The sequence below is a fragment of the Brunnivagina elsteri CCALA 953 genome (genome assembly GCF_002289455.1).
GTDB lineage: Bacteria > Cyanobacteriota > Cyanobacteriia > Cyanobacteriales > Nostocaceae > Brunnivagina > Brunnivagina elsteri.
Genome location: NZ_NTFS01000209.1, coordinates 1 through 11716 on the forward strand (window position 1 = coordinate 1; position 11716 = coordinate 11716).

Consider the following 11716-nt stretch of genomic DNA (forward strand, 5'->3'; position numbering starts at 1 on the left):
GTATTGGGCATTGGGAATATACTAAAGATGGTTATAAACTAGACTTTTTTTCCCGAAAAATAATATTTTTAAGCCTCTCCCCTTAGTAAGAGGAGAGGCTGGAGAGGTGTTCTATATTAAGTCCTATTTAATTCCTAATTTCTAATTTGAGTATTCCCAATGCTGTATATCCAAAGCCAGATGGCTTTTTTGCAAACTTGTACTAAGGGAACCAAAATTAAACAATATGTCGAGTTAAGATGATAAATTGAAAATGGTATTATCCGTTTCTAATAATGAACCGCTTCATATCCTCCCCTACTTACAATGACAATACGATTCTGATTTGCGTTACTGATGTCCTTGGAGACAATTACTGTGTTGTTTGTGAGGATGGTAAGCGAGTCTATGAACATGTGGCTAAGGCTTTAAAAGCTGGTAAAAAAGTTTGTCTATCATTTCAAGGTGGTGAAGATATTACCTCCGCATTTCTTGCGGAAGCTTTCAGTCGGTTGTATACAAATTTTCCTGAAGAGCAAATAGAAAGCAACTTGAGTCTGACAGGTCTTAACCCCGATGATGCTGCTGATATTGAGTGCGTGATTAAGGATGTAAAAGACTATCTCAAAAATCCACAGCGTTTTAAAGATGCGATCGCAGCAGTTATGGGTGAAGATTCGCTATGACCAAACTAGTTTACCCCATCGAAAATTATCACTTTGACTCCCACGATGGGGTGCTATTTGACGCGAATATATGGATGTACATTTATGGTCCACCAAGTCACATATCTTCACAATATAGATATGCATATACTTCGGCTTTACGTAGAATTCGCGGTGCGGGATGTCGGATAATACTTGATTCGTTAGTACTATCTGAGTTTATTAATGCTTATGCGAGATTTTTTTATAATAAATTACCCTCAGATTTAAAACCAGGTGATTTTAAGTTATTTCGCAATAGTTCCCATTTTAAGCCTGTTGCCGAACAAATAGCCCGACGTGCGAGGAAGATTTTAGATAAGTCTGAACCTGCAAAAAGCCGATTTGAATCAGCCGAAATTATTTCGATTTTGATTGAATATGCTGGAGGAGAAGCTGATTTTAACGACCAAGTATTGGCTGAGTTATGTCGAGCTAATGGTTTAAAGTTAGTTACCCATGATGCTGATTTTAGTGGTACAAATTTAACTATTTTAACGGCAAATCCTAGATTATTATCTTAAAAATACAAAATTTTGTTTTAGTTAGACGCTCCACGGGAACGTCTCTACCGTTCTATTCTTGTCGTTCCTGATAGTCTTCGCTTGATGTTGGGTCTAAATCCCAGCGTCGATTATCCCGTTGTTCTAGTATATCCTGGGTGTGAAGAAAAGTGCGATCGCTCATTTCTAATCCAACTGCGGTTTCTATTTCTTCTGTGACATTTTGATCGGGATTTGCTGTTGTACCTCCAACTGCTTCATCTCCGACTGCATCGGTATCTTGCCAATAGGTATCAACATCACCTCCTGTTAGTTCGGGACTAGTTTCGGTGTATTGACTCATTTTATCGTGCATTGTGGGTCCACCGATGTAATATCCTGGTAAATCTTTGACTCCTGTACCGTAGGATTCGGTAATTTCTTGCGGTAAGTCGGAAATTTCAGCTTCGCTATTAGAATTCTTTTCTTTTTTTGCTTCAGCCATGATGTTGTCCTTTGCCTACTTTTTTACGATAGCGCTTTCTCTGTAAATGCTTTTATTCCCAAAGAAGTACTACTTTTGGCAGAAAAAATATATACCTTTGGGGCGAAGAGGTAAATAAAGATTCCTCTTATTGTAGTAAATGTCAATTCACGCTATAGCCACTTCATGTGAAGTTATGAGTTATGTAATTATCATGGCTCATAGCTTATTTTTTTATCTTTATATCTACCTTTATATTTATCTTTGTATTTATCTTTGTATTTAATTTTTGTATGGCTACACTAATGTGAAAAATATGGATTAGGGAACCGCCAAGTACGCCAAGACACAGAGGGAAGAAAGAAGTAAGAAGGAAGAAGGAAGAAATATATAGAAGAGTAAAGGTAATATCTCTCTTTAGAGCGAAGATTTATCATAATTTAAATTTTACGATCGCAAGTAATGAATATCATCAACTAGCTCCTTGATATGTGAGTTATAAATTCAAGATTTGACTAGATAGTATTGAATAATTATGTTAGTCGAAATTGTAATTTATAGCTCATTTATTTCTGTGGTAGAAAACGTAATTTCCAGCTAATTCAAACTAAAAAAAGCAATTAACGACATTCAGATAATCCAAGGGTGAAATATGGCGAATCTCAATCATTCCAAGAAAAAAAAAGTTGCTATCCTGATTGAAAATGATGTAGAGGATTCAGAGTTTCAAGTACCTTATAACGGGTTGAAACAAGCAGGAATGGATGTAGTTGTTCTTGGTTCCCGCATGAATGAAACCTACAAAGGTAAACGGGGTAAAGTTTCTATTCAAGCTGATGGTACAACCACAGAAGCCATTGCTGCCGAATTTGATGCAGTTGTGATTCCTGGTGGAATGGCTCCTGATAAAATGCGTCGTAACCCCAACACCGTACGTTTTGTCCAAGAAGCGATCGCACAAAATAAAATTATCGCTGCTGTCTGTCATGGACCACAATTATTAATTGAGGGTGATTTACTCAAAGGTCGTAAAGCTACTGGGTTCATCGCAATTCGTCAAGATATGATCAACGCTGGTGCTAATTATCTTGATGAACCATTGGTAGTAGACAACAATTTGATTACATCCCGTCAACCTGGAGATTTAGCGATTTTTACCACCGCTATTTTAAGTCGTTTGGGTTATGGCGGTAAAGATGCGGCATTACCAGATGAACGCGATCGCAATGCTGAATGGTGGAAATTAGCTGATGCTTGGGGTGGTTCTACCAAAGGTGAAATTGTCAAGGGTTTAAATACTGCCCTTGCTGGTGAAAAATATTCTCTGGAAGCGTTGCAAAAATACTTAGAAAAAGAGTCAGATACTCAAATTAAGGCAGTCTTTCAACAAGCGATCGCAAATAAACAACGTCACATTGAAGTTTTGGAAACACGACTCAATCAACTCGATGAAAAACCATCATTCGCTGCCAATATTGCTAACCAGTACGCAAAATTGAAAAGTGCATTAACTGGTAGTGATGATATCTTCCAATTGCGATCGGCTTTGGGTGATGTACAAACTGGTATCGGTGATATTGGTAACTTGATGCCAGCATTTACTGATCCAATATCAACTGACATTTTCACGGAAATCCACAAAGACTTAATCGTATATGAGCAGCAGTTAGTGGAACTGTATCGGGCAAGGGTAGGAAATGGGGTGAAACCTGCTAACCCGACTACTGGAACTGCCATAAAAATGTAAGTCTTTGTGGAACGAATCTCAGAGCGTAGATAATGGAAAAAGCAGAGGTTCTACGCTTTTGTTATTCGTTTTAAAATGCTGATGGAATTGGGTAAAATTGTTACAAAATAAGGGCAATCAGGGGGAAGTTAAGAGTGGATAAAAGGCAAACAAAAAGATATTTAAATTATTCAAAACAATCAAACAAGGAGTGGTTATGAATCGTGTTTTTTTCTGGGTTAAAAAGTTTTTTACTACTTCAATCTGTGGTTTTATTTTTGGTTGGATTGACATTTTTTGGGTTAGGAGTTGTTAATTCCGACAATATATTAGTCGCAAGTGCAGATACAGTAGTTTCTCCAGAAGGTGTTTATTATCATGGTACACCTGATGAAAGCATTAACAAGGATATCAACAACAATTATGATGGTAATGGAGTAGTTGAAAATGCCAAAAATAGTCTCAAAGAAACTGCTGATAATGTTCGCGAAAAACTCAATCTCGATGAACCTTTACCCCGCAGCACCAAGAAATTTCTCAAGTCAACTGAAGAGAGAGTAGAAAAAGCTGTTGAACCTGTAACTGGAACTCGTCAGGGTTATTATCAGCTTCCTTAATCAATAAATTTCGGAAGAGAGACGCGATATATCGCGCAAACTTTGCCACGGGGAGTATCCCCGTGGCAAGATTTGCGTCTCTACATTATGATGTAAAATTAAACTTGTAATCTTTGTTGAATTTCCGCAGCTAAATCATCCAGGGAAACTTGGATTTGTTCGCGTGTTTTTAAATCTTTTAATGCTGCGGTTTGTGATACTGCTTCTTCGGAACCAATAATTACACAAAATTGAATTCCTTGCTTTTCTGCTAGTTGAAATTGCTTGCTTAGTTGTCGTGAATCAAAACTAGTAATTACGTTAATTCCGGCTTTTCGTAATTGTTGCGATACATTTAAATAAACTGGCATTAAATCATTTTGCATATTTAAAACCATTACCTGTGCGGGAGTTGCAGCTAACGGATTCAGAATTCCAGCTTTTAATAAACGACTAATTAAACGAGTTAAACCAATCGAAATACCCACTCCAGGCATTTTTTCACCCAAAAATACACCGACTAATTCTTCATATCTACCACCAGAACAAATACTACCTAAAGCTTCATGTCCCAGTAAAGTTGTTTCGTAAACCGTACCCGTATAGTAGTCCAATCCCCGTGCGATCGCTAAATCAATACAATATCTATTTTCGGCAACTCCCAGATTACGAACACCATCAATAACTGTATCTAATTCTGTCACCCCTAACTTAAATATTTCAGCTTCAGGCATTGATTCACTAAGATGTTTGAGTTTACCTAACATCTCATCAATGGAACCTTTAATATTAATAAATTGAATAGTTTTATCTATACCTTCAATGGAAATACCTTCTTTTTCTAATTCTTGTTTAACTTTTACTTCCCCAATTTTTTCAAGATTATCAATGATAGCAATACAAGCTTTAATTTGATTTGCCGCAACTCCTACAGATTGGAAAAAACCCGTCAATATTTTCCGATTATTGATACGAATCCGAAAATCACCAATATTAATTTTCTCGAAAATTTCCGTAATAATAGCAGGCATTTGCGCGTCATAGAGCAAACTTAATTCTCGTCTCCCAACAACATCAATATCACATTGACGAAACTGACGAAAACGTCCATCTTTTGCCCTTTCTCCACGAAACACCATATCCATTTGATAGCGTGCAAATGGAAAAGTTAAATCATTGAGATGACGGGCAATATAAGCAGCTAAGGGAACAGTTTGGTCAAATTTTAAAGCTCTTGCTTCCGAACCATTATCACTACTTTTATCAGCTTTGTCTTTTTCGGCTTGACGATTTGGGGGCAAAATAGGACTAATTCCATAGATGATATTATCACCTTGATTTCCCTTAGCCTGCAATACTTCTAAACGTTCGATTACAGGTGTTTCAATTGGTGTAAACCCATAGCTTTCGTAGACTTTGCGAATAATATCAAGTAAGTGTACTTCTAAACGTTTTTCTGTGGGGAGAAATTCCGGAAAACCGCTTGGTGTAGAGAAATTTACTTTGTCTGTTTTTGCCATGCTTAATGTTAGGAGTTAGGAATTAGAAATTAGGAATTTTTATCTAAGTAGAGACGAGCAATTGAGTCGTATTCTATACAATAATTAGAAGTTGGGGTTAATATAGCGGTTATCTCTTCAGTACAATACAGTTGGTCATCGAGAATACTGTAGGGGAACCCACGGTTGTTTGCCCTCATTTATATAGTTTTGTATTTAACCCAAATGAGAAGCGCTATAAATATATATTTAAAGCCAAATCCCAATTAACCATTAAACCACCAAGAATCTTGAATAGGCTTGGTTTTTTTGTAGAGAGTTTTTTTGCGGAGAAAACGAGTTAGTGCAGTTGTTCCAGTTCGCGAATTTCCAATCCCAGAAAACTTGAATGCATTTTGTTCACCTTCAGGAAGAGTTATACTTCCTTGGACTGCTCCTATTTGCAGGATAGCAATGCTCGCATCATTAATGCTAACTGTACTTGCTTGTATTTGTTCAGCAACTGCGATCGCATCATCTTCTCTTTCACTAAACACTGCTGCACCTAATCCATAAATCGAGTCATTTGCCAAGTCTACCGCTTCTTGTCGGTTAGCAAAAGCCATCACAGGCATAATCGGAGCTAAATTTCTTTCCGTCATTACTAGCATAGAATGATCGACTTCCGTCAACACAGTTGGATAACACCACCAACCACCATTAATATTTTCCACCTCACCACCACAATGTACAATTGCTCCATGTTCCTTTGCCTCTTGTAATTGTTTGGTAATAGTTGCAGCTTGTTTGGCTGAAATAATTGGACCTAAATTTTCACTTTCTAATGTCGGATGTGTTATTAGTAAACGCTGGACTTTGGCTACAAGTTGATGGTAAAAATCTTCAAAAATTGATTCAGCAACATAAATTCTTTCAATAGCGTAACCTGACTGACCACTATTTGCGATCGCACCCCATAAAATCGCCGATGTCGCTAAATCTATATTGGCTGATTCTAAAACAATTGCTGGGTCTTTTCCACCTAATTCCAAAAATGCGGGAATGAATCGTCGTGCAGCAAACTCTCCTACTGCTCTCCCCGTCTCAATATCACCCGTAAAGCAAATAATATCGACACATTCAACCAAAGTAACTTCCGTATCGGCATCACCTTCAACAAATGTTAACACATCTTTTAATTGGGGAATATTCGCAAAAGTAGTCATTAATGGAGCCATAAACCGAGGAGTAATTTCACTTGGTTTAACCACCACAGCACAACCCGCAATCAGCGCAGGAATTGTATCAACCGCAGATTGTAGCAAAGGAAAATCCCAAGGAGTAATCACACCAACCAACTGATAAGGAACCCCTACTTGCTGCAACTTAATATGACTAATTGGTGTATCAAATTCATTTTCTCGCAACAATCTTGGTGCTAAAATACACCATTTATCGATATTAGCAATTAACAAATCAACCTCAAATATCGACATTGATAATCGACCCGTATCAGCAATCAATGCTTCAGTTAACTTCTCACGTCCCTGAATAATCGCCTGTTTCCAACTTTGTAGCGCTTCAACCCGTCCTTCCAAACCCAAAGAAACCCAACGTAATTGTGCCCTCCGCAATCGTTGACATTGTTGTGCCAATAACTTCTGCGGCGGAGGTATAATTACATAATCATATTTTCCAGTACGTGGGTTCCGAACATCGATTGATTTAGACACAATAAATTTTAGATTGTTAGATTTAATAAAACCCCTCTTCCCCTCTTCTCCGCGTCTTTGCGCGACACAAAAACATACCATCAGAATACCCCTTATTCACAACCCTAACCAACCAACCTTAACCAACATCAAAAATTGTTACCCAAATCATGTAGCAAAAACGCCATCTTATGGTAGGCTATTCAAGATTTGAGGAGTGACGGAGAAACTTGTCATGACAAAGCTGCGGGTAGGTTTGCTATTTGGTGGACGTTCAGGTGAACATGAAGTATCAATCAAGTCAGCAAAAGCCATTTTAGGCGCATTCAAAGCCGAAGAAAACACCAGTAAATATGATGTCATTCCCTTCTACATCCGAAAAGATGGAGCTTGGCAGACTGGTGAAATTTCCCAACAAGTTATAGACTCAGGTCAACCATTACAAAATCTTGCCACTTCACCAAACCTTTGGCAACTACCCCCAGAAGCCGCAGAAATTGACGTTTGGTTTCCCATTCTCCACGGTCCCAATGGTGAAGATGGTACAATTCAAGGTCTACTAACCTTAATGCAAGTGCCATACGTTGGTTCCGGAGTTCTTGGTTCAGCTGCGGGGATGGATAAGATAGCCATGAAAGATGTATTTGCCCAAGCTGGAATCCCCCAAGTTAAATACATAACCATGACTCGCAGTCAAATTCGGTCAAGTTCTTCCGTATTCCCCAAATTCTGCGATAACATCGAAGCTAATTTAGGATATCCTTGCTTCGTTAAACCTGCAAATTTAGGCTCTTCAGTCGGTATTGCCAAAGTTCGCGATCGCAAGGAATTAGAAACTGCTCTCGATAATGCTGCCAGCTACGATCGCAGAATTATCATTGAAGCTGGTGTCGTTGCGCGAGAAGTTGAATGCGCTGTGTTAGGAAACGATAGTCCTAAAGCTTCAATTCTCGGTGAAATCACTTTCAGTAGTGATTTTTATGACTACGAGACAAAATATACAGAGGGTGCATCAAAAATACTAATACCAGCACCACTTCCAGAAAATATAGTTTCCCAAATTCAAGAATTAGCACTACAGGCATTTATCGCCATTGATGCTTCCGGTTTGTCGCGGGTAGATTTCTTTTATGTCGAAACAACGGGAGAAATCTTTATTAACGAAATCAACACATTACCAGGGTTTACAGCAACAAGTATGTACCCTCAAATGTGGGCAAATACGGGTATCCCCTTCCCCCAATTAGTTGACCAGTTAATTCAATTTGCTCTAGAACGGCATTCCAGCCCCGACTCAAAATAGTAGGAATTTTATTTTATACACCCCACTGATGCAAGTAGTAAAAGTTACAATGAAAATGCTAAAATCGTATGTTTTTGTATTATAAACGTCACAAAAATGCTACCTAAATCATAAATTTTACTACGGATACTTCAGTGTGAACTCCTCCGGTACAATTAGCCTTCTAGAGGGGTATAAATGTGTATATCATCATGGAAAATAATCAGAAAATAGAGCAGGAGTTGCCAAAAACGAATACTCCAACGTCTGATTCAACGATAGCAAAGTCGAAGCATAGCCCAGCGTTGGATATTTTCTTACGCTTAATTGCTTATCATCCTTGGTTGTTAGTCGTAGGTTTGCTTGTCACCTTTGCAGGTAGCGCTTATTTTGCCGTTCGTAGTTTGGGATACGTCGAAAATATAGAAGCACAGAAAACACCTACAACCGAACAACCCGAAGTCGAAGCCGAAATTGTTGAACCAATTAGCAGTCTATCTGTAGACAATGAAAACCCATTACCATTTTGGATGATACTGGCGATAGCAATGAGTTGTGCAGGTGGTAGTCTGTTCGTTTTCCGTTGGCTAAATCGCTCAACAATCCCGCAAAAAAAACAAAAACAAGTAAATCGTTATCAAGCACGTCTTTCCCAACGTCAGGAACCATTAGAACCAAATACATTTCCCCAACCTCGTGGACTTTCCGAACCCCGTGCGCTCAAAAATCCCCCGGTTTTTGTCCCACCTCCAACGAAGAGACAATTTTCTTCAAAACCTCGGAAATCAAAATCAATGGTGACAATTCTACCACTACAACAAAATAAACAGTTTAATCCCCGCAAAGAGTCACTTGCTGACTCTTTGGATATTCGCAAGCAAGGTTCTGCATCTAATTTCCCCCGTCAATCTTAAATTTAAGCTTTTTCATCTGAATTTTCATCAAATATATTTAGTTAGAATCCCATGTGTGAATTGCGATATGCCTTTGGCATTAAGCTCGTGAAACTTTGCTGCTCTTGATGCATCCCCAGCAATATTTCGCCGCTTATCGTAGTTTACGCATATTTTTTATGTGTTTTTTGGGATGATATTCCATAAATTCAACTATATTTCTGTATTCATTGATATTAAAAGAACAAAAATAGAAGTAAAATATACCATTTTTATATTTAATTCAAAATTCAAAACCAAAATCAAAATCAAAAATCAAAATAATCAACAAACCTGCCAGATTGGCAACTCAATGTCTATTCTCTCAGTTAAATTAAACAAAGATAAACGACTTCAAGGGTGTTGTTATCAGGGTGTATTAACTACCTTCTAAATGACTAAGAAGTGCTACTAGATTTATTCTAAAAAGTACTTATCAACTCACGAAATAGCATCTGCTACCTGATAACAAATACCATTTATTAAAAGAATTTCCAAACATTAAAGCTTGGTATTTGTCGCACCAGAAACTAATGTATATTCGTTGTTGTATCCACACATTAGCCCCCTAAATACAACGTTTATGCATTATTTCTGAACACTTCAGCGATAAATACCTGAGTGGGAGTTTGAAAGCGCATATGCTTCCTCCCACTCTCTTTTTTTATAAACAACCAGATTCCTGATTTCTTTTTAAAGAAGTCGGGAATCTAAGTTTTATTCATTACTGTTACAGTTCTGTTAATGATGACTAAATATCTAAATATCTAAATATCTAAATATAAGTAGTTAGGCAAAATTAAATATATATTGCGTACCACTCCGTGGAAGCAAGCTACGCGGAGCGTGTCCGCTACCCCTTGGGAAGGCTTTGCCAACGGACTTATGCTTCCTACGTCGCAATGACGAGGGTTTGAGATTTTCGGAATGTATAAATATTTTTGCGTCACCACTTATCAATAAATTATTTAAACAAAATAATAATTGTAGCTTTTGTGACGTGGTTTCCCTAAGGGACAACTGATATAGTAATTTGAATTAAATATTCAGCACTATGTTATTTGTTTGATAACTGAATATTCGTATTTACTACTGAGTATTTTTATCTAAAATTACAGTTTATTTATTAAGACTAATTATGTTTTTTCGTTCAAAAAAAAAGACTGTAATCAATCCTCAAGGCATTCGTAAATCTATGGAAAAAATCATGTTACCAAAGAGAAAAACAAAAGAAGTAGATGAAATAATTGAACGCATCACTCAGATTATGGAGCGTAGCTGTGAAAATGCCACGCAAAGAATAGAACAATTAGAAGATGAACAATTAGCTGCATCTAAAAGAATGGATAGAATTGAAGCAATTATCGAGGCAAATGCAAATTCAGTCAAAGAATTAAATAATGCAGTTACAAGTATGTATGAGGTTGCCAGTCTCAGTCAAAAAAACTTTGAAGTAATCCAGAAAAATTTTGAACTAATTGTTTCTCAAGTCAAAGGTATGCAATCTGAAAATCGACATATTATCGACCATTTATTTGGTATCCAAGAATAAACCTCTTAATTAATATCCCCAACTTGAGAAGTCGGGGATATGGGATATTGACTAAAAAACCTATTTAATCATCTATTATCGGCTTTCTATTAGACTTAATTTGCCCACGTTTATTTTTTTGTTCAAGACGTTTTTTTTGGGAACTACGAGTTGGTTTTGTGGGTTGGCGTTTTTTCTGGAAGACAACTGCACTTTTGATAAGTGCCCGAAGTCGCTTCAATGCTTCCTCTCGATTTTTATCTTGGGTACGATGTTCTTGAGCTTTGATGACGATAACTCCTTCTTGAGTAATACGTCTATCATTGAGACTCAAAAGTTTCTCTTTATAGTAATCTGGTAATGACGAAGCGTGAATATCAAAACGTAAGTGAATAGCAGTAGAAACCTTGTTAACATTTTGACCTCCAGCACCTTGAGAGCGAATTGCATTCATTTCAATTTCGCTATCTGGGATAATAACATTTTTAGAAATTTGCAACATTAATTATTCAATTTCTTTGCCGAAAGTTGCGGGTACATTAGGCACTTCATCATTATTTAAATTGACCTCAATCGTTTGTCCTTCTACTGTTACCATATCTCCAGGAATTAGTTTTCTTCCTCGCCTGGTTTCCAGCGTACCATTAACTTGTACACCACCACCTTGAATAATTAGTTTTGCTTGTCCACCAGTGGGAACTATACCCATTAACTTTAAAAACTGATTTAGCTTAATCGTGTTATCCCTGATTTTCATAATTTTCAAAAGCACCGTATCTCAATCTTAATATTAATCTTAATTGTATAACT

Annotated in this window: 12 protein-coding genes; 7 read left to right on the plus strand and 5 right to left on the minus strand. The window is 37.3% G+C overall.

The window, feature by feature from the left end:
• Positions 1 to 275 precede the first annotated feature (275 nt).
• Both CK510_RS17845 and CK510_RS17850 read left to right on the plus strand, forming a co-directional pair.
• Entirely contained in the window at positions 276 to 665 is a 390-nt protein-coding gene (locus CK510_RS17845; protein WP_095722988.1) for an STAS-like domain-containing protein, read from the plus strand.
• Positions 662 to 1207, plus strand: a complete 546-nt coding sequence (locus CK510_RS17850; RefSeq protein ID WP_095722989.1) for a type II toxin-antitoxin system VapC family toxin — start codon at positions 662 to 664, stop codon at positions 1205 to 1207. Before CK510_RS17845 ends, CK510_RS17850 begins: the two co-directional genes overlap by 4 nt.
• A gap of 52 nt (positions 1208 to 1259) precedes the next feature.
• Here CK510_RS17850 and CK510_RS17855 read toward each other — a convergent pair whose 3' ends face one another.
• A complete protein-coding gene (locus CK510_RS17855; protein ID WP_095722990.1) occupies positions 1260 to 1670 on the minus strand; it encodes a DUF6335 family protein in 411 nt (136 codons plus the stop codon).
• Between the two features lie 631 nt (positions 1671 to 2301).
• On the opposite strand from CK510_RS17855, the gene CK510_RS17860 reads away from it, so the two are divergent.
• A complete protein-coding gene (locus CK510_RS17860) occupies positions 2302 to 3396 on the plus strand; it encodes a DJ-1/PfpI/YhbO family deglycase/protease (protein ID WP_095722991.1) in 1095 nt (364 codons plus the stop codon).
• Between the two features lie 203 nt (positions 3397 to 3599).
• Entirely contained in the window at positions 3600 to 3992 is a 393-nt protein-coding gene (locus CK510_RS17865; protein ID WP_095722992.1) for a translation initiation factor eIF-2B alpha/beta/delta subunit family protein, read from the plus strand.
• A gap of 98 nt (positions 3993 to 4090) precedes the next feature.
• Here the strand turns inward: CK510_RS17865 and hisS are convergent, their stop codons facing one another.
• Positions 4091 to 5491: a histidine--tRNA ligase gene (hisS, locus tag CK510_RS17870; RefSeq protein WP_095722993.1), complete on the minus strand. Its 1401-nt coding sequence runs from the start codon at positions 5489 to 5491 to the stop codon at positions 4091 to 4093.
• A 245-nt stretch (positions 5492 to 5736) separates the two neighbouring features.
• Positions 5737 to 7182 carry an aldehyde dehydrogenase family protein gene (locus tag CK510_RS17875; RefSeq protein WP_095722999.1) on the minus strand — a complete coding sequence of 482 codons (1446 nt, stop codon included), beginning with the start codon at positions 7180 to 7182 and terminating at the stop codon, positions 5737 to 5739.
• 214 nt (positions 7183 to 7396) lie between these two features.
• Here CK510_RS17875 and CK510_RS17880 point away from each other — a divergent pair, with 214 nt between their 5' ends.
• The 3 genes from CK510_RS17880 (at position 7397) to CK510_RS17890 (ending at position 10927) form a co-directional block, all read left to right on the plus strand.
• Positions 7397 to 8464 carry a D-alanine--D-alanine ligase family protein gene (locus tag CK510_RS17880; protein WP_095722994.1) on the plus strand — a complete coding sequence of 356 codons (1068 nt, stop codon included), beginning with the start codon at positions 7397 to 7399 and terminating at the stop codon, positions 8462 to 8464.
• Between the two features lie 191 nt (positions 8465 to 8655).
• A complete protein-coding gene (locus CK510_RS17885) occupies positions 8656 to 9357 on the plus strand; it encodes a hypothetical protein (RefSeq protein ID WP_095722995.1) in 702 nt (233 codons plus the stop codon).
• A gap of 1156 nt (positions 9358 to 10513) precedes the next feature.
• Entirely contained in the window at positions 10514 to 10927 is a 414-nt protein-coding gene (locus CK510_RS17890; protein ID WP_095722996.1) for a hypothetical protein, read from the plus strand.
• Between the two features lie 64 nt (positions 10928 to 10991).
• Here the strand turns inward: CK510_RS17890 and arfB are convergent, their stop codons facing one another.
• Both arfB and CK510_RS17900 read right to left on the minus strand, forming a co-directional pair.
• Positions 10992 to 11408 (minus strand): alternative ribosome rescue aminoacyl-tRNA hydrolase ArfB, encoded by a 417-nt coding sequence (arfB, locus tag CK510_RS17895; RefSeq protein WP_095722997.1) that lies wholly within the window; start codon positions 11406 to 11408, stop codon positions 10992 to 10994.
• 3 nt (positions 11409 to 11411) lie between these two features.
• Positions 11412 to 11663, minus strand: a complete 252-nt coding sequence (locus CK510_RS17900; protein WP_095722998.1) for an RNA-binding S4 domain-containing protein — start codon at positions 11661 to 11663, stop codon at positions 11412 to 11414.
• Positions 11664 to 11716 lie beyond the last annotated feature (53 nt).

Excerpts from the sequence above, each read along its gene's own strand:
- CK510_RS17845 (WP_095722988.1), top strand. The coding sequence starts at position 276 with ATGAACCGCTTCATATCCTCCCCTACTTACAATGACAATACGATTCTG.
- CK510_RS17890 (WP_095722996.1), top strand. The coding sequence starts at position 10,514 with ATGTTTTTTCGTTCAAAAAAAAAGACTGTAATCAATCCTCAAGGCATT.
- CK510_RS17880 (WP_095722994.1), top strand. The coding sequence starts at position 7,397 with ATGACAAAGCTGCGGGTAGGTTTGCTATTTGGTGGACGTTCAGGTGAA.
- CK510_RS17885 (WP_095722995.1), top strand. The coding sequence starts at position 8,656 with ATGGAAAATAATCAGAAAATAGAGCAGGAGTTGCCAAAAACGAATACT.
- CK510_RS17900 (WP_095722998.1), bottom strand. The coding sequence starts at position 11,663 with ATGAAAATCAGGGATAACACGATTAAGCTAAATCAGTTTTTAAAGTTA.
- arfB (WP_095722997.1), bottom strand. The coding sequence starts at position 11,408 with ATGTTGCAAATTTCTAAAAATGTTATTATCCCAGATAGCGAAATTGAA.
- CK510_RS17860 (WP_095722991.1), top strand. The coding sequence starts at position 2,302 with ATGGCGAATCTCAATCATTCCAAGAAAAAAAAAGTTGCTATCCTGATT.
- CK510_RS17855 (WP_095722990.1), bottom strand. The coding sequence starts at position 1,670 with ATGGCTGAAGCAAAAAAAGAAAAGAATTCTAATAGCGAAGCTGAAATT.
- hisS (WP_095722993.1), bottom strand. The coding sequence starts at position 5,491 with ATGGCAAAAACAGACAAAGTAAATTTCTCTACACCAAGCGGTTTTCCG.
- CK510_RS17850 (WP_095722989.1), top strand. The coding sequence starts at position 662 with ATGACCAAACTAGTTTACCCCATCGAAAATTATCACTTTGACTCCCAC.